This is a genomic window from Microbacterium sp. CnD16-F (assembly GCF_024124465.1).
GTDB classification, from domain to species: domain Bacteria; phylum Actinomycetota; class Actinomycetes; order Actinomycetales; family Microbacteriaceae; genus Microbacterium; species Microbacterium gawkjiense.
On the sequence record NZ_JAMXSA010000050.1, the window covers coordinates 1 to 19,695 of the forward strand.

Here is a 19,695-nt window from a genome sequence, read left to right on the forward strand (position 1 = left end):
TCCGCGGCAGAGGCATCGACAGCCTCCCCAGCATTCGCACCACCACCGACGAGACCCCTGGCTAGACTGCCCGCAACCGTTCACTTTTCGAGCGCCGAAAGTGACCAGGATTCACCCGCCGCCGACAGCGGGACGTGCCGGAGCAGTATGGGAAGTGGAACTCCATTTACAAGCGGTTCAGCCGATGGGCCGCGGACGGCACCTGGGAGAAGCTGCTCGCGGAGGTCCAGAGGCAGGCAGATGCCGCCGGGAAGATTGACTGGGTGGTCTCGATCGACTCCACGATCGCGCGTGTGCATCAGCACGGCGCGACCCTGAAGCGGGACACAGGGGGCTCTACCGAATGACAGGAATCCGTGGGTCGAGCCGCCGGATCACGGGATCGGACGCTCTCGCGGCGGACTGACAACCAAGCTGCACATGGTCTGCGATGGCCGTGGCCGGCCGTTGGGAATGCTGATCACCGGCGGCAACGTCAACGACACCACGATGATGACCGCGGTCCTCGAAGACATTCGCGTGCCCCGCGCCGGTAAGGGTAGGCCCCGAACCCGCCCGGACCGGGTACTTGCCGACAAGGGCTACCCTTCGAAGCGAACCGCGCCTGGCTTCGCAGCCGCGGGATCGCTGCGACCATCCCGGGGCGTGACGACCAGATCGCGCACCGCCGGAAGCGGCCGGGTCGGCCGATCGACTTCGGCGACCAGCAGCAAGCTCGCTACAAGGGGCGCAACGTGGTTGAGCGGTGCTTCAACCGGCTCAAGCAGTGGCGCGGGATCGCGATGCGCTCTGACAAACTCGCCCGCAACTACCGCGCCGCGATCTGTCTCGCCGGAACTTTGATCTGGGTCAAGACCGGCGCGCGCTGAGTGGACTTGGGTGAGCCGCTTACACCTTCGTGGAGCGGGCGTGAAGTTGAGCGACGAACTCCTCGGCGGCGGCGAGTTGGATTCTGAGACGGTCGCGCCGCTCGAGCGCCTCCTGCCGGACACTCTCAAACCGAGCATCAAGTTCCGGATCGCGCGGGTTGGCGTTGACCAGATTGATGAGGTCGAGCAGCTCACGCATCTGGTCGAGGCTGTAGCCGAGGGGTTTCATCCGGCGGATTAGCATCACCCGTGCCTCGTCGTCGGCGGTGTAGAGGCGGAACCCGCCATCGGTGCGTCCGGACGGAGTGACGAGACCGATCTCGTCGTAATGGCGGAGGGTGCGCAGTGACAGACCAGTGCGCTCGGCCAGTTCACCGATGTGCATCGCCGCGTCAGTCATGATCCCCGATTTCCTTCAACCCTCACGTTACGTTAGAGTCTCGTTGTTCGCTCGCACCCTGTCGTGCAGCATCCATCCTCTCCCGAATCTCTGAGACTTCCCGGCGCAACGGAGCGCCTTCCTGCGGGCTTACATCCCCGCCGACCACGAAGGAGCACCGTGACCGCCGTCGTGCCCACGCAAGATCCCGCCGCCCGCTACCGGATCGAACCGACCGTTCTGCAAGCGCTGCGCAGCCCCCGCATTCTCACCCGCGAAGTCCTCGCCGGACTGGTCGTCGCGATCGCGCTGATCCCCGAAGCGATCGCGTTCTCGATCATCGCCGGGGTCGACCCCCGGGTGGGGCTGTTCTCGTCGTTCGTGATGGCGGTCGCCATCGCATTCCTCGGCGGCCGGCCCGCGATGATCACCGCCGCAACCGGCGCCATCGCGCTGGTCATCGCCCCTGTTGCCCGCGAGTACGGGATGGACTACTTCATCGCCACCGTGATCCTCGGTGGGCTCATCCAGATCGTGCTGGCACTTCTCGGGGTGGCGAAGCTGATGCGGTTCATACCCCGCAGCGTCATGGTCGGGTTCGTCAACGCCCTCGCCATCCTCATCTTCATCTCGCAGATCCCGCAGCTGCTCGGGGTGCCCTGGATGGTCTACCCGCTCGTGGTCGCGGGCCTGCTCATCATGTATCTGATGCCGCTGCTGACCCGTGTCGTCCCGGCACCGCTGGTCGCGATCGTTCTGCTCACTGCCGCCGCTGTCGTGTTCGGTATCAGCGTCCCCACCGTCGGCGATCAGGGCCAACTCCCGCAGAGCCTGCCCGAACTGTTCATCCCGAACGTTCCGCTCACCCTGGACACCCTCGGCATCATCTTCCCGTTCGCCGCCGCGATGGCCATCGTCGGGCTCCTCGAATCCCTCATGACCGCGAAACTGGTCGATGACATCACCGACACCCACTCCCGAAAGACCCGCGAAGCGTGGGCTCAGGGGGCGGCGAACATCCTCTCCGGCGCGTTCGGTGGCATGGGCGGCTGCGCGATGATCGGGCAGACGATGATCAACGTGAAGGCATCCGGAGCCCGCACCCGCATCTCCACCTTCCTCGCCGGCGTGTTCCTCCTCGTCTTGGTGCTTGCGCTCGGCGACATCGTCGCCGTCATCCCCATGGCCGCCCTCGTCGCCGTGATGATCGTCGTCTCCGTCGCCACGTTCGACTGGCACAGCATCCGCCCCACCACCCTCAAGCGCATGCCGCTCAGCGAAACCCTCGTCATGGTCGTCACCGTCGGCATCACCGTGTGGACCCACAATCTCGCCATCGGCGTCGGCGTCGGCGTCATCGCCGCGATGATCCTCTTCGCCCGCCGCGTCGCGCACTTCACCACCGTCACCCGCGAGATCACCGACCAAGACGGCCAGCCCACCGCCCGTTACACCGTCGACGGAGAACTGTTCTTCGCCTCCAGCAACGACCTCACCACGCAGTTCGAATACACCCACGACCCCGACCGCGTTGTCGTCGACCTGACCCGCTCCCACGTCTGGGACGCATCCACCGTCGCCGCGCTCGACGCCATCCACACCAAATACGAACACCTCGGCAAGACCGTCACCTTCACCGGCATGAACGACGCCACCGCCCGATTCCACGGCCGCCTCACTGGCGGACTCGGCAACGCGCACTAACTGGACTCCAGCGACCCCGGCACTAAATCAACACGCCCTAGAAGAGAGCGAGCAATCTGGTGCATGTGTGCTGACATCGCCGACAGGACCGCTGAGCGTCCTCCAGCGCAACACGCATGATCATGCTGTCCAAACTCACTTCCCGGCCGAGGAGGACGGCGATGCGTGCGCACGCGGAGTCGTCAGTGTCTTTCATCGTCGCCGCGCAGGCAAGGAACGATTCGACGTAAGACGCTCGCTCCGCGACGGTGAGTCGCCCATCGAGGGGGCGCATCCGAATCAGCTGTTGAATACGGGGGGTCATACGGCGATCCCGCGGGCACGGAGGAACGGGACGGGGTCGACGCGAACGCCGCTGAGGTAGACCTCGAAATGGAGGTGGCATCCGGTTGAGGCGCCGGTGCTACCGATGAAAGCGATGACTTGGCCCGCGCGAACGGTTTGGCCGTAACGGACGTTGTAGCCACCGTCGATGATGTGGGCGTACCCGGTGATGGTGCCGTCGCGGTGCTGCACCTTGATGTAGTTGCCCCAAGCGCCGCTGTAGCCGGCGAAGATGACGGTGCCGGCCGCGGCGGCGTAGATAGGGGATCCGCAACTGCTGGCGAAGTCGGTCCCGCGGTGCCCGCGATTCGTGCAGTACCCGTTACGGCAGATCGTCCCTCGGGTCCCGAATCCTGAGCTGATCCAGCCGTGAGCTGGTCGCACCCATCCCGACGATTGGACCTGGCCACCGCTTCCGCCCGTGTTGCCGCTCGCGCCGGAGGCCCCGCTGGTTTTACCGCCTGTTGCTCGTCGCCGCCGTTCCTCCTCGCGACGTCGTTGTTCTTCCTCTCTGGCCTGCCGCGCGGCTGCTTCCCGTGCCTTACGGCGGGCTTCTTCTCGGCGTTTGCGTTCGGCCTCCACACCTGCCTGGTAGCCGGCGAGTGTTGATGCTGTCGTGTCGCGAAGTGCGTCGAGTTGGGCTTCCAGGGTGAGCCGGTGCTCGGTTTGCGCGTCGAGCGCCGCTTGCGCGGCCTGCGCGGCTGCTTGCGCGGTGCGCATCTTCTGTTCCGCTTCGCCCTTGCGGCGATCGCGCTCATTGCGAGCGACGATGGCCTGATTGCTCAGGTTCCGCGCGTTGTCGCGGGCGCCGGCAGCGTCCGCGTATCGGGCTCGGTTGGCGTCAGCGATCTTGTCGATCGCCCCCAAGCGGCCCAGAAGCTCGTCCGCTTCGGCTGCGGTGTCGGAGAAGAACAGTTCCAACGTCGGGTCGCTTCGACCGGTGCGGTACTGCTCGGCGGCCAGTGCCCCCAGCTTCGCGGCTGCTTCTGCTGCGCGCGCAGTTTCGGCATCGGCCTCAGCCTGCACCGCGTCGGCGCGTTCGACTGCGTCTTCATATGCCTCTTGAGCGAGCACGTACTCCTGCCCGAGGCGGTCGGCTTCGGCCTGTTTGGTGTCGACGTCGTTCGTGAGAGAGCGGATCAGTGTTTCGATGCGGTCGATCTCCGCATTCTTGCTGGCTTGGTTGCGGCGAGCTTTCTCGACGTCGTCCCACGTGGGGTACTTAGCCGCGAGAGCAGGTGACGCCAGTCCCAGACCCGTCGCGCTGAGAACTATCCCCAGTGCAGCAGCACCCACCAGGCTGCGCCGGCTGACACTGGGCCACAGCCGGCGTGCCTCAGCCGGGGTCGGGCCGCAGCCGCAATCGACGTCATCGATGCGGGCGGGTGGGGTTTGATGCGGGCTGTTCATTGCTCGGAGCCCGTCGACGCCGGTGGGGCGGGAGGAGATATCCCCGCCTGGTCGACGGTCAGCACGTCTCCCGCGTTGGTGATCGCGACTGCCTGCACGCTCAAGCTGGTAGCGCCGGCTTCGATCCATTCCGACTCGCCGGCGCCAGTGACCCAGACGGTGCCGGCTGTGTCGACACCAACGATGCGCTGGTGGTCGGGTGAGGTGTTCAGCAGCGCGATGGTGGGAGCGTCCGTCCAACCGGTGAAGGTGGCTCCCGCGTCGGTGCTCACTTGCAGCCCGTCTGGGGTGGACGCGATGAGCCGTTCGGTGGCGTCCACGACGAGGTTGCGTGCGGGGACCTCCGCTCCGGTGGGTTGCCAGGTGACTCCCCCGTCGGTGCTGGTGAGCAGTTCAGGGTTGTCGGTGGCGATCCCATAGACCACGTTCCAGGTGGTGCCGGCGAGTACGTGGAAGTCCTTCTCGCCTGAGAAGACCACGGGAGACCAGGTCATGGCTCGGTCGGTGCTTCGGATGATGCCCAGGTGAGGGGTGCCAAGTTCCGCGGGGGTGTCGGGGCCAGGGTGCCCGGAGGCGAGAAGAGCGTCCCCGGCGGCGGTAAGCCCCATCGCATCAAACCCCGGACCGATCCGGGCACCGGTGTCGCCGTCTGCGGTGGCGGGGTAGATGCCCGCGTGTGTGCCGATGAGGAAACCCTCACCGGCGGGGTCGGCGACGATCCCATGCACGTGTGTGAGAGGTGTCTCCGCCCCAGAGGATTGCCCTGGGTTCGATGCGCAGCCGGTGACTACTAGGACTGCGGCGGCGAAGACGCCGAGCGCGGGAAGTGCGCGGCGGGTGGCGAATGAGCGGGGGGTGCGTGGGCGCATGGGTGCGCCGAGGAAGAAGCGGTGTTGCATGTCGGACCTGCAGGCCACTGACGGCGGTGTGGCGCGCGACCGCGCCCCACACCGCGGGGGTCAGAGTGCCGCGAGGATGTTCTCCATCTCTGCGATCTCCGCCGTCTGGGTGTCGACGATGTTCTGCGCCATCTCGATCGCGTCGGGGTTTTGACCGTTGTCGATCTCGTCCTGCGCCATGTCGATCGCGCCCTCATGGTGGACAGTCATCTGTTCCAGGAACAGTCGGGACGCGTCGTCTCCGCTGGCGCTCTCGAGCGCTTGCATGTCGTCCTCGGTCATCATCCCGCCACCGTGGTCCATGTCGCCCATGCCGTCCATGGACGAGTCCGCGCCCCACTGATCCAGCCACTGTTCAAGCTGATCGATCTCGGGCTGCTGGGCGGCTTTGATCTCTTCGGCCAACGCGGTGACACGCTCATCGACACCGTCCTTCCCGAGGAGCATGTCCGACATCTCCACAGCCTGCGTGTGGTGCGGGATCATCATCTGCGCGAACATCACGTCCGCGTCGTTGAAGTTCGCAGCCTCGGCGGGAGCTGACGAGGAGCTTCCGCCGTGATCCATCCCGGGCATAGACGTCGAGTTGCCACCGCCCGCGCAACCGGCGAGGGTGAGGGCCGTGGCGAGGGTGAGCGCGACCGTGGCCGCTGTACGAATTTTCATCTGGGGTCTCCAAGCATCGATACGTGAAGCCAGCGGCGAGCTGGCGAAAAGGCGGAGGCGAGCAGGTACCGGGTACCCACTCCCCCGCCGTTCACGTACGGCTAACGCAGAGGACAGATAACGACGGGGCCGCGAGAGTAGGTCGACGACCCGGCGCCAAGGGGGCGACGGCCGGTGCTCGGTCACGGACGAAGCGCAGCAGCGCCGCGCTGCGAGGGGCCAGCAGCATCACCAGAGCGAGAATCGCCAGTACGCAGGCCATGATCAGCAAGTCCGCATGCCCTCCGCCACAGTCCACACACTCCGTCGACGCTGTGGCGCCGTCGCTCGTGCTGGCCGCTGCCGCGTGGGTCTCGCCCATCGAGGCAGCATGAGACATGGGCGCGGCGTCGTGGCCCTGTCCGGAGCCGAGCGAGTGCATCGCCAATAGACCGACGATCACGGCGGTCGTGACGGCGAGGAGGGTGACCAGTGTGCGGGTGCGGGCGCGCGCATGAGAACGGTCCACGCTGTTAGCGATGTTCATCAGCGACACGTTCCACCTCCCGCGGTCCTAGAGTACGACGTGAATCTACGGATCAGCCGCGCCCGGCGACCGCGTCGGGTGACAGATCCAGTCGGCGGAGCAGTTGCGCGTTGAGTGCCACCACGATTGTTGACAAGGACATCAGGATCGCCCCGACCGACATTGGTAGCACGAACCCGACCGGGGCAAGGATGCCGGCCGCGAGGGGGACGGACAGGAGGTTGTAGCCGGCCGCCCACCACAGGTTCTGCTTCATCTTCCGGTAGCTCGCGCGAGACAGTTCGATCACTGACAGCACGGAACGAGGGTCGTCGCTGGCGAGGATCACCCCGGCGGAGGCAATCGCGACATCCGTGCCGGCACCGATCGCGATACCAACGTCCGCTTGCGCGAGAGCGGGCGCGTCGTTGACTCCGTCACCGACCATCGCGACCTTGCGGCCCTCGCCCTGCAGCCCCTTCACCTTCGAGGCTTTGTCTTCGGGTCGGACGCCCGCGAAGTACCGGTCGATGCCGAGCTCGGTCGCGACCGAGGCTGCGACCGCTTCCGCGTCACCGGTGATCATGACCACCTGCACGTTCCGCTCGTGCAGCGCGGCCACGGCCGCGCGGGACTCGGGTCGGATCTCATCAGCCAACCGGAGCGCCCCGGCTACCTGCCCGTCGATGAGGACGTGGAGAATGATCGCGCCTTCCTCTCGCCACTGATCCGCGACGGGCAGCTCGCTGCCGCCTTCTTGCTCGAGCAGGTACGGGCCACCAACCTTCACTTGCGTCCCGTCGACCCGTGCGCTGACTCCTACCGCTGGGGACGAGGTGAAATCCGCTGCCGCGGGCACGGTGAGCTGCTGGGCTTTCGCGGCGTTCACGATCGCGCGGGCCAGTGGATGCTCCGAGTCCGTCTCGGCCGCGGCGGCCAGGGCGAGCAGCGTGTCGGGGGCGATGCTACCGGCAGGTTCGACTGCGGTGACGGCGGGGGTGCCCTTGGTGAGGGTGCCTGTCTTGTCGAACAGCACGGTGTCGACGGTGCGCATGCTCTCCAGGGCCAGACGATCTTTGATCAGCACCCCGCCGCGGGCGGCGCGCTCTGTGGCGATGGACACCACCAGTGGGATTGCCAGGCCCAGAGCGTGCGGGCAGGCGATCACCAGCACCGTGATGGTGCGGATCACCGCATCATCAGGCAACCCGACGATGGTCCACACAACGGCGGTGATTACCGCGGCGACCAACGCGAACCAGAACAGCCACCCGGCGGCACGGTCGGCGAGGCGCTGCGCCTTCGAGGAGGAATTCTGGGCCTCGGTGACCAGGCGTTGGATGCCGGCGAGAGCAGTGCCCTCTCCGACGGCGCTGATCTCAACACGGATGCCGGAGTCAGTGGCGACGGTTCCGGCCACGACCGCGTCCCCGTCGCCGCGGCGTACAGGCTTGGATTCGCCGGTGATCATCGACTCGTCCATGCTCGCCGAACCCTGCACCACCCGACCGTCAGCCGGAACCCGTCCGCCAGGGCGAACCACGACAACGTCGCCGACCTGCAGGTCAGCGGGCGCGACGGTGACCGTGGTGTCCCCGTCCACCTTCTCCGCCTCGTCCGGGAGGAGCGCGGCAAGGGAGTCCAGTGCGGAGGTGGTCTGTGCGAGCGACCGCATTTCGATCCAGTGCCCGAGGAGCATGATGACGATCAGCAGCGCCAGCTCCCACCAGAAGTCCAGTTTGTGATCCAGCAGCCCGAGACTCGCCCCCCACGACGCGATGAACGCGACGGTGATCGCCAGCCCGATCAGCAGCATCATGCCGGGTTTACGGGCACGCAGTTCGCTGACCGCGCCGGTCAGGAACGGGGAACCACCCCACACGTACATGACGGTGCCGAGAACCGGGGAGATCCAACCCACCCATGCTGTGTCGGGCAGCGGGTAGCCGATCAGCATCGAGAACATGCTCGAGAACGCCACCACCGGGACAGCGAGGATCAGGTTGATCCAGAACAATCGACGGAACCGTGCGACATGGTCCGCGCCGTGCCCGGCGTGCCCACCATGTCCACCGTGCTGCATCCCCGCGTGCGCGCCGCCGTGTCGCTCATGGGTGCTGTCGTCCGCTGATGCGTGGTGGGCGTGCGGCTCATCGATGGCGTCAGGCTCGGCGACGGTTTCGCGCAGTCCCTGCGCGGTGTCATCCCCACCTGTGCCGCTCGCCGTGGGGTGGTGGTGGTCGTGCTGGCTCATGATGAGCGTCCTTCCACTGTTCGCATCGGACAGATGCAGGTCAGACCCGGTCGGAAACGCGGGCCGGTTCGGGGGTGGCGAGCCTCGAGCTCGCCGGGAGGGTGCGGAACCCGCGCAGGCGCAGACTGTTCGTGACAACGAACACCGAAGACAGTGCCATCGCGGCCGCGGCGACCAGTGGGTTCAGCAGCCCGGCCATCGCGACCGTGCGCACGACGCGCAGGTCATCCCGGTGATGTCGAGTTCGACATCGACCGCGCTCATGACGGGCTGGTGGCCACGGCGTAACCAGCCTCCTCCACCGCCGCCTCCACGGCAGCAGCAGGGATCGGCGTCGAGCTGCGGATCGTCACCCGTGACGCGCCACCCGCGTTCAGGTCCACCGACACACCCTCCACCCCGTCGATCGCGGACAACTCTTCGGTGACGCTCGACACGCAGTGCGAGCACGTCATCCCCGTCACCATGACGTCAGACGTCACAGCCGCCGCGGCCGCATCCGCGGTCTCGGGAGTCGATGCGGTCGCGCAGCATGCACAGTCAGCGCCGGTGTCCTTCAAGCCCAGGTCGTTGCGGTCCTCAGTGTTCATCATCGTCTCCTCGTCGTGAGTGGATAGGTGGGTTAGGAACGGACCAGACGGGCGATCGCCTCGTTGGCTTCGCGGATCTTCTCTTCCGCAACGGCACCACCCTCAGCGCTGGCTTCGGCAACACAGTGTGAGAGATGGTCGCCCAGCAGCGGCAGCGCGACAGACTCGAGGGCCTTCGTGGCCGCGGAAACCTGGGTGAGGATGTCGATGCAGTACTTGTCCTCTTCGACCATCCGCGCGATCCCACGGACCTGACCCTCCGCGCGGCGCAACCGCTTCAGCAGATCGTCCTTATTCGTCGAGTACCCGTTCATCCCGGGTACACTACCCCCCTACCGTATCGAGAGCAACCTCACCACGTGGCCGCCCCTGCCATTCCCAATGTCAGAACGTCGGCCTAATGTGGTCTACTACCTGCGTATGCACGTAGATACGCAGGGTGGTGACCTTTCGCCCGAAAGTGAGTATGTCGAGGTAGCCGTGGAGGTGTTTCGGCTGCTCGCCGATGCAACTCGCATCCGCATCGTGCTGGCTCTGCGGGACGGGGAGCTGTCAGTAAATGGACTGGCCGAGCATGTCGAGCGGAGCCCTGCTGCGGTCTCACAACACCTCGCGAAGCTTCGGTGGGGCAAGCTCGTCCGGGTCCGCCAGGACGGCAACAAGGCGTTCTACCGCCTCACCGACGAGCACGCGATACGGCTCGTGATCGAAGCAATCCGTAAGGCCGAGCACGCCATCGATGAGCACCCGGGACATCACGCGTGATCCGCGTCCTGCGAAACCCGATCTACCGGGCGCTGTTCCTTGCTCAGGTGTTGGCCCTGTTGGGCACGGGGCTGCTAACGGTCGCACTGGGCCTACTGGCGTTCGACCTGGCAGGCGATTCCGCCGGCGCCGTGCTGGGTACGGCCTTGACGATCAAGATGATCGCCTACGTTGGCATCGCTCCCTTAGCTGCGGCGCTGGTGGATCGACTGCCGAAGAAGGCGGTGCTGATCGGTGCTGATGTGGTCCGGTTTGCGGTCGCAATGTCCCTGCCCCTCGTGACCGAGACATGGCAGATCTATGTGCTCATCTTCGTTCTGCAATCCGCGTCGGCGACTTTCACACCCGCGTTTCAGTCCCTGATCCCGAGCGTGCTTCCAGAGTCACGCGACTACACCCGCGCGCTGTCGCTGTCTCGCCTCGCATACGACCTCGAAGCGCTGCTGAGCCCGATCATCGCCGCAGCACTTCTCACGCTCGTCTCGTACAACAACCTCTTCCTCGGAACCGCTCTCGGCTTCGCGAGCTCGGCAATCCTCGTCCTGATCACCACGCTTCCAGCCAGAGAGCCCGACATGCCAGCCGATACGTTCTGGCAACGTCTCCCCACAGGCCTCCAGGTGTTCGCCCGGACGCCGACCCTCCGGTTCGTGATGCTGACCAACGTCATCGTCGCGGCTGGCACCGCGATCGTCCTGGTGAATTCCGTCGTCTACGCGCGGGGCGTGTTCGAACTCGGCGACACCGCTCTCACTCTCGCCCTGGCCTGCTACGGTGTCGGGTCGCTCATCGTCGCACTCAACGTCCCCTGGATCGTTGACCGGCTCGGTGTGATCCGTCCGATGATCGCCGGCGGCGCCCTGATTGTCGTCGGCCTGATCGCCGCCGCCACCATCACCGGTCTCTTCACCGCAACCGCAGCCGGATGGCCCGCCCTTCTGGTGACGTGGACGATCCTCGGTATGGGTACATCGCTCGTGAACACCCCGTCGTCCCGAATTCTTGCTGAAGCGTCAACCCCACAGAACCGCAACCTGGTCTACACCGCGCAATTCGCGCTGTCCCACGCCTGCTTCCTCATCACCTACCCCATCGCAGGCTGGCTGGGCAGCATTAGCCTGCTCGCAGCCGCCGTCCACCTCGCCGTCCTCGGAACAGGAGCCCTCGCCGCGGCCGTTTGGCAAACACGACGGATGCAGGCCGCACCGACGCTCGAAAAACATTGAGTAGCGGCCCTGTTCGAGTATTCGACTCAATCTCTCGTGAGCTGAGGCCGGCTAGTGGAGCGAGCCACCCGGAGGTGTGCTACGGAGTCAGTCTCACGTCGGGGAGCCACCTTTCGGGAGGTTCTGTGTACGGTAACGGTTCGCCGGGCTCGCACGCATCCTTCGACTTCGCGAAGGGGCCGTCAGGGCTCAGAAGCAGGTCATGTGGTGGTCCGCGTGGTCACGCCACCACACGCTCGCACCCGTCGCCGGATCGAGCCGCAGGTGCTCCCACGAGCGCCATAGACCCTCGAGGCGGGCCACCGCCTCCGGGTAGCGCCACCAGTCCGCAGCCCACCGGTAGCGGGCGTTTCCGGGCCCGACAGGGCGCGTGTACATGTGGCGCAGGTACTCCCGCACGAACTCGTCGACGGAGCCGTACACCAGCTCCGTGGCCAGCTCGTGGGCGTCGTCGTCGCGGAAGTCATCGAGCAGGTCACTCATCGCGCGGCTCGTCCTCTTCGATCACGGCAGCTCGAGCAGGAGCCGAAGCGGCGGGTGCGCTGTGGGAGGGATCGTGCGCGGCGATCGACGCGCGCAACGCGGCTGCATGTGGCCCGTTCATCCACGGGACCGTCTCGACGAGGGTCGCGGGAGCGCCAGAGGCGAACACCACCGCGCGGCCGCCCGGCAGTGCGCCGAGATCCGCGACGTCCAAGGTGCGTTCGCGCTGCACCCCATGAGAGGTTGACCGGGTGCCGCGGCCGACACTGGTGGAGGTCGTGCGCCGGTCGTAGTCACCGATCATCTGCGAGAGCTCGTTCAGGAACTCCGGCTCCTTCACACCGCCGCCGTAGACGGCGACGTTCGAGGCGCTCCACAGCTTGCGCATCCCGTCGCGCCCCCACACCTGCACCCCTTGAGACCAGGACTGCAGGATCGTCATCAGGACGATTCCACGGGACCCGTAGTGGCTGTAAAGGTCGGGGAGGTCGTGCCAGCGGCACACGTTCGCGGCCTCGTCGAGAACACCGAGCATCGGCACCTGCAGGCGCCCGCCGGGCTGCGTGGTCGCGTACTCCTCCGCCGCTTCAACCGTCGCGGCCGCTAGCGCGGTCACCAGCGGGCCGGCGGTGCCGCGACCCTCCTTGGAGAGGCTGTAGAGCGTGTCGCTCGAGCGCACGAACGCGTGCGGTTCGAACTGCGGCCGCGGGTCGAAGCTGCCTTGGGGGGTCACCCATTGCGCGATTGCACGCACCTTCAGGCACGACGCCATTTGAGCGGCGGTGCCGTAGACACTGTCGCGACGGCGAGACTCGCCGTTGACCTGCCCGGAGACGGCATCCGCCATTTGTTCGTACCCGTGACGGCGGAGGATCCGCACCGGCTCATCATCGCCGGGCGTGGTCGTCCAGGTGAAGGCGGTCGTGATCGGCAGGCCCTCGAGCGCTGCGGCGAGAACGCCGTTTGGAGCCAGCGCGGCAACTTCCTGAGTGTGCCGACCGACTGCCCGCAGCGCGACGAGCGACTGGGGTGGACGGGAGATATCGCCGCCTATGCGGCATCCGCGTCGTTCCCGTTCGACACGTCCGACTTCCTCGACAGCTGGCTGCGCGATCTGCGGCTCGAGACCGAGCACGCGCCCGACCGCGCCGTGCCCTTCGTCGTGCCTGCCGTGCTGAAGTACGCGGACTTCCCCGAGGGGACGGCAACCAATTCGGCGACTGGCTCGACCCCGATGCTCCGGTCACGTGCACGACGCCTACCGGTTGCTGCTCGAACGGGAGTGCCCCTCGTGGCTGTACCCCGTGACCATGGGGGCGACCACCGTCTGGGAGCGGTGGGACTCGATGCTCCCCGACGGGAGTATCGACCCGGGCGAGATGACGAGCTTCAACCACTTCGCGCTGGGGGCGGTCGTCGACTGGATCCACCAGGTGGTGGGCGGTCTGCGTCCTGCCTCACCGGGCTACGGTCGGGCGCGCGTCGAGCCTCGACCGGGTCCAGGAATCGAGTGGGCCGAGATATCCCTCCTGACCCGCGGGGGGCCGGTCACCGTCGCGTGGCGGATCCCGGACGGCGAGCTGACGCTCGAGGTCGGTCTGCCGGACGGCCTGCCCGCCGACGTCGTCCTGCCGGACGGGCGCGTCGTCGAGGTCGCCGGCGGTGGCCACACCTTCAGCGCGCGCCTGACCCGGCGCGTCAGTCGTCGACCCCGGGCGGGGGCTCGCCGAGCGACTCGACCGCGTCGAAGAACGCCTCGGGCACCTCGGCCTCGATGAGGGGGCCGAGGGCGTCGAGGCGGGCGGTCGACGAGATCCCGACGATGGTCGCGTCGACGAGGGGACTGCGCATCGAGAACTGCAGCGCCGCGGCGGCGAGGTCGACACCGTGTTCGTCGGCGAGGCTGCGGACGCGACCGACATGGGCGGCGAAGTCGGCGGGCATCGGACGGTAACCGAACGAGCCGTCGCCGTTGGCGAGCGTGCCGCCGCCGAACGGCGCCGCGTTGAAGACCGTCATGCCCTGCGCGCGGGCCGCCTCGAAGACGGGCTCGGCGGTGCGCGTCACCAGCGTGTAGCGGTTGTGCGAGAGGACGACGTCGAACGCACCGGTGTCGACGTACTCCCGCACCTGTGACAGCGTGCCCGATGCGATGCCGATCGCGCCGATTACGCCCTGGTCACGGAGCTCGATCAGGGCGGGGACGGCACCGCCCGGGCCCATCGCCTCGGCGAGCGTCAGGCCGTAGGGGTCGTGCAGTTGGTACAGCGGCAGGCGGTCGAGCCCGAGGCGGGTCAGCGACTCGTCGAGCGAACGCTTCACCCGGTCGCCGTCGAAGACGCCCGTGTCGGGGTCGCTGTCGGCCTTCGAGTAGATCCGCGCCGGTCCGGGCAGTCCGCCGGCGCGCCGGATCGCGTCGCCGAGCGCCTGCTCGCTGCGTCCGCCGGCGTAGTTGTTGCTCGTGTCGACGTCGCCGAGGTCCGAGCGGATCAGTGCGTCGGCGAGCTCGGCTGCCCCCGGGCGGTCGCCGAGACGCGAGGCCCCGAGGATGACGGGGGTGGGGGAGAGGGCGTTCATCGGTGCCTCCCGGCTTCGGTGCGCGGTCGCCTCCGACGATACCCACGGTCGCGCGCGTAGCGTGTGACAGGACGGATGCGGCGACCCGCGGCATCCGTCGATCGATCAGCAAGGAGAACCCATGCCCACCGTCGCCGCGTACGCAGCCCCTTCGGCAACCGACCCCCTCATCCGCACGACGATCGAGCGTCGCGAGACGGGACCGCGCGATGTGCTCATCGCCATCCGGTACGCGGGGATCTGCCACTCCGACATCCACACCGTTCGGGGCGACTGGGGTCCGGTGACCTACCCGCAGGTCGTGGGGCACGAGATCGCCGGCGAGGTCGTCGAGGTCGGATCCGAGGTCGACGGTTTCGCGGTCGGCGACCGCGTGGGCGTCGGGTGCATGGTGAACTCGTGCCGCGAGTGCGAGAACTGCCGGGCCGGCATGGAGAACTACTGCCTGAAGGGCAACACGCAGACGTACGCGTCGGTCGACCGCGACGGCACGATCACGCAGGGCGGCTACTCGACCCACGTCGTCGTCGATCAGGACTTCGTGCTCCGCATCCCCGAGGCGCTCCCGTACGAGTCGGTCGCGCCCCTGCTGTGCGCCGGCATCACGACGTACTCCCCGCTCGCGCACTGGAAGGTCGGACCCGGCTCGAAGGTCGCCGTCGTCGGCATGGGTGGGCTCGGGCACCTCGCGGTCAAGATCGCGGCCGCGATGGGTGCCGAGGTGACCGTGCTGTCGCAGACCCTGTCGAAGCAGGAGGACGGCCTGCGCTTCGGTGCGTCGCACTACTTCGCGACGAGCGACGACGCCACCTTCCGGACCCTCGCCAACACGTTCGACCTCATCCTCAACACGGTGAGCGCGCCGCTGAAGCTCGACTCCTACCTGCGGATGCTGCGCTTGGACGGCACCATGGTCAACGTCGGCGCCCCGCCCGAGCCGCTGCCGCTGCGGGTGTTCACGCTGTTCGGCAACCGGCGGTCGTTCGCCGGTTCCAGCATCGGATCCATCGCCGAGACGCAGGAGATGCTCGAGTTCTGCGCCGCCCACGGCATCGTGCCCGAGACCGAGCTGATCGGCGTCGACGAGGTCAACGAGGCGTACGAGCGGGTGCTGCGATCGGACGTCCGCTACCGCTTCGTCATCGACATCGAGACCTTGAAGGACTGAGTCTGAAAACCCGGCGGGATTCTGGTCACCGCGGGGTGTTACCCTCGCGTGGATCGCGACGAACGCGGTCGCCCACTTCCGCATAACCGTGACCATGAAGGTCACGAGCGTTCCGAATCCAAGAACGGCCAGCATCAGAGGACCGCTCCGTGAAGCTGCGGGCTGTTCATGTTCGCTGATTCTCCTAACGACAACATTGGCGCGGGCTCGAGGCCCTTCGGGCGGCGAGTACTCAGCTGCCCGGAAACGGTCGCATACGGCGACCCACAGCACGATACATGAAAGTGGCCGACCAGTGGACCACTTGGCGACTGGCGTGGCGGACAACCCGGGGGGTGTGTTTGTCGTCACTCTTGAGCAGCGAAGTGTTCGGCCGATCTTCCATTTGGAGTGAGCCCAAGAACACCCGTCATCACGAATGAACCAGCGCTGATGAGGGCCATCAGCGAGAAGGGCACCATGATCGGGCCCTCGGCTAGCAGTCCGTCCCACTGCTGGGGGTCGATGATGAGCCACACCATCAACGCGAGGAGGACAGTAACGGGAACCCAAGGGAAGATCTTGTGCCTGAGTGGCATGAAATCCTCAAAGAGCCGCAGCCGACGGGCGTGATCCAAGACTCGCCTCTCCCACGCTTCGCGTTCGCCGCCCTCCGGTAGTGCACCGTAGATAGCGGTCTCTCGCGCGAGCTGTCTGGACCATCGCGGCCCGGGTAGCATCGCCGCGACAAGGGCAATCACGCCGGTCGTCGCGAGAGTCGCGAGGACGCCGGGGATGAAGTCGAGCAGGTTCTTCAGCCGAATGTAGTTCCTGCTCGATTGGCGCGCCATCGGTAGTGGCCGACTGGTCGGCCTCTTGCTACGATGCGGCAAAGAGCTAATGGAGGCCCGATGTCTGTTGTCACTGCTGACCTGTACGACGAGCTGGGTGAGGACATCCAGTCGGTACCCATCCAGTTCCGGTCGTTTGGCTCGCGGACAGCGTTCGACGGGCCGATTCGCACTGTGCGGTGCTTTGAAGACAATGCGCTCCTCAAGGCGACGGTATCCACGCCTGGAGAGGGTGCTGTTCTCGTCGTCGACGGTGGAGGATCGCTGGAGCGAGCCCTGATGGGCGACATGATCGCGGAGATCGCCTCATCCAATGGATGGGCGGGCGCCGTTATCTTCGGGGTGGTCCGTGATCAGAACGCGATCAACGGCATCGAGATCGGTGTGAAGGCTCTCGGCACCAACCCTCGGAAGAGCACCAAGACCGGGGCTGGCGAGGCTGACATTACTCTCGAGTTCGGCGGGGTAACGTTCCGGGTAGGGGCACACCTCTACTCCGATGAAGACGGGATCCTCGTTGAACGATAAGGCGCCGTCCACCGGCATCGCCGGCCTGCGACCGGTCAATCTACAGCGGCCGGAGCCGGCCTCGTCCGAAGTCGCCCGCGCGCTTCTTGACTACATCTTCTCCGGCCACGTCGGCCCCGGCGAGAAGCTGCCCTCTGAGCGTCAGCTTAGTGAAACTTTCGGTGTCGGGCGGTCTGTCGTCCGCGAGGGCATCAAGTCTCTTGGTTTGCTCGGCCTTGTCGAGTTCCGCCACGGCGGCGGTACCTACCTTCGTGGAAGCAATTCCGACCTCCTCCCTCGCGTGATCGAGTGGGGTCTGATGTTGGGCGAACGTCACACCGTCGACCTCGTAGAAGCGCGGCAACACATCGAACGCGTCACCAGCGAGCTCGCCGCTTCCCGCCGCTCCGAAGAGCACCTCACCGAGATCGAAGAAGCACTCACTGCTATGCGGGACGCCGCCTATGTCGACGCCTTTGTTGATGCTGACGTGCGATTCCATCTCGCCGTGGCGAAGGCGTCAGGGAACAGCGTCTTGTCCAACATGCTGACCAACATCTCGTCTCTCCTGCACGTGTGGATCCACCGAGTCGTCGAGGCAGAGTACGCCAAGGTTACGGCCGCCGGCGATGCGAGCTGGCCGGCCGGCTGGTCGTCTTTCCAGGAGCACGTGCCGGTGCTGGATGCAATCCGCGCAGGGGACTCTGACGGTGCCCGGGCGGCGATGACCGCCCACATGGACAATGCCAGTCGGCGCCTCGTGGAGACGCTCGAAGAGGACGAGCGCGGCGCTCGGACCGCCTAGCTCACTCGGTCTCAGCGTTCGGCACGGCGGCGCCCGCCCACGTAGCCACGACCAGAAACCCGGCCAACACCGCGACGACCCCGCTGGCACCTATTGGAGCAGCGACGACGCTGGCAAGGACCGGTACGGCGGACTGCGCGAAGCGGTTGCCGACCAGCCTGAGGGACAACATGGATCCCCGCCCGCCCGCAGGTGCCAGCGACGAGAGCCATGCCGTCGTGATCGGCTGGCAGGCACCGATCCCGCGTCGTCGGAGCTCCGCAGATGGCGGTGGACGTCCTCGCCATGACGCACGATCGTACGAGAACGGAGGGCACGCTTGTTGTGTCGCTGGCGACGTTGACCGCGATCCCTGGATGCGAGGGGTGTGCCGACCGCTGTGCTGCCAAAGACCGGTCCGGACTAGGTCTGGAATGTCCGGACTAGCTTTGAAAGTGACACGTGGAGGGGCTGACGGGAATCGAACCCGCGCTGTCTGCTTGGGAAGCAGAAGTTCTGCCATTGAACTACAGCCCCGTGCGCCCGGAGGCACCCGGCAAGCCTAGCAAGACCGGGAGCCGTTCGACCGAACGCAGACCGGGAGTGCCGGTCAGTCCGTGGCGGCGGGCGGCTGTCCCGGGCCCTGCGGCGGCTGTCCGGGGTGCGGCGGCTGCCCGGGGTGCGGCGGCTGGCCGGGGTGCGGCGGCTGACCGCCCGGGTACCCGCCGCCGGGGTAGGGCGGCCCGGGGCGCGGCGCGAAGACCATGCCGCTCTCCTGCATCGCGCGCAGCATCCCGTTCTTCACCGCGGTCCGCTGGATGAGGTAGCCCACCCAGATCATGAGGGCGATGAAGCCCAGGTAGAGCACGATCATGAGGATCACGAAACCGGCGCCGAGCCCTGCGTACTGTCCGTAGCTGTCCATGCCCGCACCCTATCGGCGGGTGCGACATCAGTCACGCACGGCGAGCGAGCACACCACGACGAGCACGCCGAGCCCCGCGACGAGCCCCGCCAGGGCGAACCATCCGCCCGCCGTCCACGCGGCAGCGCCCACCGTGCCGATGACGCTCGAGCCCACGTAGTACGCGACGCTGTACAGCGCGACGGCGTGCTGCCGCCCCGACCCGCCCGCCCGCGCCGTCGCTGCGTTGGCGGTCGCGTGCGCGAGGAACATCCCCGCCGTGATGAGCAGGATGCCGGCGACGATCACCGCCACATCCGATGCGATCGTCACGGCGGCGCCGACGGTCATCAGGGCGCCGCCGGCGACCAGCGGCATCCGCGTTCCCCATCGGTGGACGAGCGCGCCCGACAGGCGCGAGGTCACGGTGCCCGACAGGTACGTCAGGAACACCAGCGACACCGCCGTCGCGCTCAGGAAGTACGGCGCTGCCTCGAGGCGGAACCCGATCGCGTTGAACACGGCGACCATCGCGCCCACCACCATCGCCCCGATCGCGTACAGCGGCCGGGCCCGCACGTTGACCGCCTGGCGCCTGAGCGTCCGCAGACTGCTGCGCAACGGCACGACCCGGTGCGTCGCGGTCGCCGGCAGCAGCACGGCGAACAGCACCGTGAGCGCCGCCGCCAGCACCCCCATCAGCTCGAGCGACAGCCGCCACCCGACGAGCTCGCCCACCGGCGCCGCGACCAGCCGGCCGGCCAGACCGCCTACGCTCGTCGCCGCCACGTAGGCGCCCGCGGCGACCCCGGCGCGATGCGGACCGGCCGCCTCGTGCAGGTAGGCGACCG

General features: G+C 67.0%; 23 protein-coding genes, 1 tRNA gene and 2 pseudogenes. 10 read left to right on the plus strand and 16 right to left on the minus strand.

The features are described from left to right. The first annotated feature begins 134 nt into the window (after positions 1-134). Both NH287_RS15470 and NH287_RS12105 read left to right on the plus strand, forming a co-directional pair. Positions 135-347, plus strand: a complete 213-nt coding sequence (locus NH287_RS15470; RefSeq protein ID WP_374209386.1) for a hypothetical protein — start codon at positions 135-137, stop codon at positions 345-347. 73 nt (positions 348-420) lie between these two features. Then, positions 421-869 (plus strand): annotated as a pseudogene (locus NH287_RS12105) (IS5 family transposase). Between the two features lie 19 nt (positions 870-888). On the opposite strand, the gene NH287_RS12110 reads toward NH287_RS12105, so the two are convergent. Continuing rightward, positions 889-1,269, minus strand: coding sequence for a MerR family transcriptional regulator (locus tag NH287_RS12110; RefSeq protein ID WP_061682430.1), 381 nt, complete (start codon positions 1,267-1,269; stop codon positions 889-891). A 159-nt stretch (positions 1,270-1,428) separates the two neighbouring features. Between NH287_RS12110 and NH287_RS12115 the strand changes: the two genes are divergently transcribed. Beyond that, positions 1,429-2,952, plus strand: coding sequence for a SulP family inorganic anion transporter (locus tag NH287_RS12115; RefSeq protein ID WP_253035826.1), 1,524 nt, complete (start codon positions 1,429-1,431; stop codon positions 2,950-2,952). A gap of 300 nt (positions 2,953-3,252) precedes the next feature. Here NH287_RS12115 and NH287_RS12120 read toward each other — a convergent pair whose 3' ends face one another. The 8 genes from NH287_RS12120 to NH287_RS12155 form a co-directional block, all read right to left on the minus strand. Further along, positions 3,253-4,686 carry a M23 family metallopeptidase gene (locus NH287_RS12120; RefSeq protein ID WP_253035827.1) on the minus strand — a complete coding sequence of 478 codons (1,434 nt, stop codon included), beginning with the start codon at positions 4,684-4,686 and terminating at the stop codon, positions 3,253-3,255. Continuing rightward, complete coding sequence (locus tag NH287_RS15475; protein ID WP_374209387.1) at positions 4,683-5,585, minus strand: F510_1955 family glycosylhydrolase; 903 nt, start codon at positions 5,583-5,585, stop codon at positions 4,683-4,685. Before NH287_RS15475 ends, NH287_RS12120 begins: the two co-directional genes overlap by 4 nt. Positions 5,586-5,645: 60 nt before the next feature. Further along, complete coding sequence (locus tag NH287_RS12130; protein ID WP_253035829.1) at positions 5,646-6,251, minus strand: DUF305 domain-containing protein; 606 nt, start codon at positions 6,249-6,251, stop codon at positions 5,646-5,648. Between the two features lie 91 nt (positions 6,252-6,342). After that, positions 6,343-6,777, minus strand: a complete 435-nt coding sequence (locus tag NH287_RS12135; RefSeq protein ID WP_253035841.1) for a DUF6153 family protein — start codon at positions 6,775-6,777, stop codon at positions 6,343-6,345. A gap of 52 nt (positions 6,778-6,829) precedes the next feature. After that, complete coding sequence (locus NH287_RS12140) at positions 6,830-9,010, minus strand: heavy metal translocating P-type ATPase (protein WP_374209388.1); 2,181 nt, start codon at positions 9,008-9,010, stop codon at positions 6,830-6,832. A 40-nt stretch (positions 9,011-9,050) separates the two neighbouring features. Further along, entirely contained in the window at positions 9,051-9,224 is a 174-nt protein-coding gene (locus tag NH287_RS12145) for a hypothetical protein (RefSeq protein ID WP_253035830.1), read from the minus strand. Between the two features lie 46 nt (positions 9,225-9,270). Further along, complete coding sequence (locus tag NH287_RS12150; RefSeq protein WP_253035843.1) at positions 9,271-9,600, minus strand: heavy-metal-associated domain-containing protein; 330 nt, start codon at positions 9,598-9,600, stop codon at positions 9,271-9,273. Positions 9,601-9,632: 32 nt separating this feature from the next. After that, positions 9,633-9,914 carry a metal-sensitive transcriptional regulator gene (locus NH287_RS12155; RefSeq protein WP_253035831.1) on the minus strand — a complete coding sequence of 94 codons (282 nt, stop codon included), beginning with the start codon at positions 9,912-9,914 and terminating at the stop codon, positions 9,633-9,635. A 106-nt stretch (positions 9,915-10,020) separates the two neighbouring features. Here NH287_RS12155 and NH287_RS12160 point away from each other — a divergent pair, with 106 nt between their 5' ends. Both NH287_RS12160 and NH287_RS12165 read left to right on the plus strand, forming a co-directional pair. Further along, positions 10,021-10,365, plus strand: coding sequence for a metalloregulator ArsR/SmtB family transcription factor (locus tag NH287_RS12160; protein ID WP_253035844.1), 345 nt, complete (start codon positions 10,021-10,023; stop codon positions 10,363-10,365). Continuing rightward, positions 10,362-11,591 carry an MFS transporter gene (locus NH287_RS12165; protein WP_253035832.1) on the plus strand — a complete coding sequence of 410 codons (1,230 nt, stop codon included), beginning with the start codon at positions 10,362-10,364 and terminating at the stop codon, positions 11,589-11,591. Before NH287_RS12160 ends, NH287_RS12165 begins: the two co-directional genes overlap by 4 nt. Positions 11,592-11,780: 189 nt before the next feature. On the opposite strand, the gene NH287_RS12170 is transcribed toward NH287_RS12165, so the two are convergent. Then, positions 11,781-12,074, minus strand: coding sequence for a DUF4913 domain-containing protein (locus tag NH287_RS12170; protein WP_253035833.1), 294 nt, complete (start codon positions 12,072-12,074; stop codon positions 11,781-11,783). Further along, positions 12,067-12,921: a TraG/TraD/VirD4 family protein gene (locus NH287_RS15395; protein ID WP_308210413.1), complete on the minus strand. Its 855-nt coding sequence runs from the start codon at positions 12,919-12,921 to the stop codon at positions 12,067-12,069. The genes NH287_RS12170 and NH287_RS15395 overlap by 8 nt, the downstream gene beginning before the upstream one ends. Positions 12,922-12,933: 12 nt before the next feature. Between NH287_RS15395 and NH287_RS15480 the strand changes: the two are divergent. Together NH287_RS15480 and NH287_RS15485 are read left to right on the plus strand one after the other, a co-directional pair. After that, positions 12,934-13,197, plus strand: a pseudogene (locus NH287_RS15480) (alpha-L-rhamnosidase); the annotation flags it as partial. A 124-nt stretch (positions 13,198-13,321) separates the two neighbouring features. Continuing rightward, positions 13,322-13,852: an alpha-L-rhamnosidase C-terminal domain-containing protein gene (locus NH287_RS15485; protein ID WP_374209389.1), complete on the plus strand. Its 531-nt coding sequence runs from the start codon at positions 13,322-13,324 to the stop codon at positions 13,850-13,852. Here the strand turns inward: NH287_RS15485 and NH287_RS12185 are convergent. After that, the gene (locus tag NH287_RS12185; RefSeq protein WP_253035834.1) at positions 13,773-14,651 is read right to left on the minus strand and encodes an aldo/keto reductase; all 879 of its coding nucleotides are present in this window, start codon (positions 14,649-14,651) and stop codon (positions 13,773-13,775) included. The two genes, NH287_RS15485 and NH287_RS12185, sit on opposite strands and share 80 nt — an antisense overlap. A 121-nt stretch (positions 14,652-14,772) precedes the next feature. Here NH287_RS12185 and NH287_RS12190 point away from each other — a divergent pair, with 121 nt between their 5' ends. Further along, the gene (locus NH287_RS12190; protein WP_253035835.1) at positions 14,773-15,819 is read left to right on the plus strand and encodes an NAD(P)-dependent alcohol dehydrogenase; all 1,047 of its coding nucleotides are present in this window, start codon (positions 14,773-14,775) and stop codon (positions 15,817-15,819) included. A gap of 347 nt (positions 15,820-16,166) precedes the next feature. Here NH287_RS12190 and NH287_RS12195 read toward each other — a convergent pair whose 3' ends face one another. Further along, complete coding sequence (locus NH287_RS12195; protein ID WP_253035836.1) at positions 16,167-16,649, minus strand: hypothetical protein; 483 nt, start codon at positions 16,647-16,649, stop codon at positions 16,167-16,169. Between the two features lie 60 nt (positions 16,650-16,709). Here NH287_RS12195 and rraA point away from each other — a divergent pair, with 60 nt between their 5' ends. Together rraA and NH287_RS12205 are read left to right on the plus strand one after the other, a co-directional pair. Continuing rightward, positions 16,710-17,177, plus strand: a complete 468-nt coding sequence (rraA, locus tag NH287_RS12200; RefSeq protein ID WP_253035837.1) for a ribonuclease E activity regulator RraA — start codon at positions 16,710-16,712, stop codon at positions 17,175-17,177. Then, positions 17,149-17,961, plus strand: a complete 813-nt coding sequence (locus NH287_RS12205) for a FadR/GntR family transcriptional regulator (protein WP_253035838.1) — start codon at positions 17,149-17,151, stop codon at positions 17,959-17,961. Before rraA ends, NH287_RS12205 begins: the two co-directional genes overlap by 29 nt. Before the next feature lie 442 nt (positions 17,962-18,403). Here NH287_RS12205 and NH287_RS12210 read toward each other — a convergent pair. From NH287_RS12210 to NH287_RS12220, 3 genes are all read right to left on the minus strand, one after another. Then, positions 18,404-18,477, minus strand: a tRNA-Gly gene (locus tag NH287_RS12210). A gap of 73 nt (positions 18,478-18,550) precedes the next feature. Then, a complete protein-coding gene (locus tag NH287_RS12215) occupies positions 18,551-18,865 on the minus strand; it encodes a hypothetical protein (protein ID WP_253035839.1) in 315 nt (104 codons plus the stop codon). 27 nt (positions 18,866-18,892) lie between these two features. Continuing rightward, positions 18,893-19,695: MFS transporter (locus tag NH287_RS12220; protein WP_253035840.1), on the minus strand; the 803-nt coding region annotated here is incomplete at its 5' end.

Coding starts and splice junctions, on each gene's coding strand:
- NH287_RS12135 (WP_253035841.1), bottom strand. CDS start 6,777: ATGAACATCGCTAACAGCGTGGACCGTTCTCATGCGCGCGCCCGCACC.
- NH287_RS12160 (WP_253035844.1), top strand. CDS start 10,021: ATGCACGTAGATACGCAGGGTGGTGACCTTTCGCCCGAAAGTGAGTAT.
- NH287_RS15395 (WP_308210413.1), bottom strand. CDS start 12,921: ATGGCGGATGCCGTCTCCGGGCAGGTCAACGGCGAGTCTCGCCGTCGC.
- NH287_RS15475 (WP_374209387.1), bottom strand. CDS start 5,585: ATGCAACACCGCTTCTTCCTCGGCGCACCCATGCGCCCACGCACCCCC.
- NH287_RS12170 (WP_253035833.1), bottom strand. CDS start 12,074: ATGAGTGACCTGCTCGATGACTTCCGCGACGACGACGCCCACGAGCTG.
- NH287_RS12130 (WP_253035829.1), bottom strand. CDS start 6,251: ATGAAAATTCGTACAGCGGCCACGGTCGCGCTCACCCTCGCCACGGCC.
- NH287_RS12185 (WP_253035834.1), bottom strand. CDS start 14,651: ATGAACGCCCTCTCCCCCACCCCCGTCATCCTCGGGGCCTCGCGTCTC.
- NH287_RS12215 (WP_253035839.1), bottom strand. CDS start 18,865: ATGGACAGCTACGGACAGTACGCAGGGCTCGGCGCCGGTTTCGTGATC.
- NH287_RS12195 (WP_253035836.1), bottom strand. CDS start 16,649: ATGGCGCGCCAATCGAGCAGGAACTACATTCGGCTGAAGAACCTGCTC.
- NH287_RS12190 (WP_253035835.1), top strand. CDS start 14,773: ATGCCCACCGTCGCCGCGTACGCAGCCCCTTCGGCAACCGACCCCCTC.
- NH287_RS12140 (WP_374209388.1), bottom strand. CDS start 9,010: ATGAGCCAGCACGACCACCACCACCCCACGGCGAGCGGCACAGGTGGG.
- NH287_RS12120 (WP_253035827.1), bottom strand. CDS start 4,686: ATGAACAGCCCGCATCAAACCCCACCCGCCCGCATCGATGACGTCGAT.
- NH287_RS12110 (WP_061682430.1), bottom strand. CDS start 1,269: ATGACTGACGCGGCGATGCACATCGGTGAACTGGCCGAGCGCACTGGT.
- NH287_RS12155 (WP_253035831.1), bottom strand. CDS start 9,914: ATGAACGGGTACTCGACGAATAAGGACGATCTGCTGAAGCGGTTGCGC.
- NH287_RS12205 (WP_253035838.1), top strand. CDS start 17,149: ATGAAGACGGGATCCTCGTTGAACGATAAGGCGCCGTCCACCGGCATC.
- rraA (WP_253035837.1), top strand. CDS start 16,710: ATGTCTGTTGTCACTGCTGACCTGTACGACGAGCTGGGTGAGGACATC.
- NH287_RS12150 (WP_253035843.1), bottom strand. CDS start 9,600: ATGAACACTGAGGACCGCAACGACCTGGGCTTGAAGGACACCGGCGCT.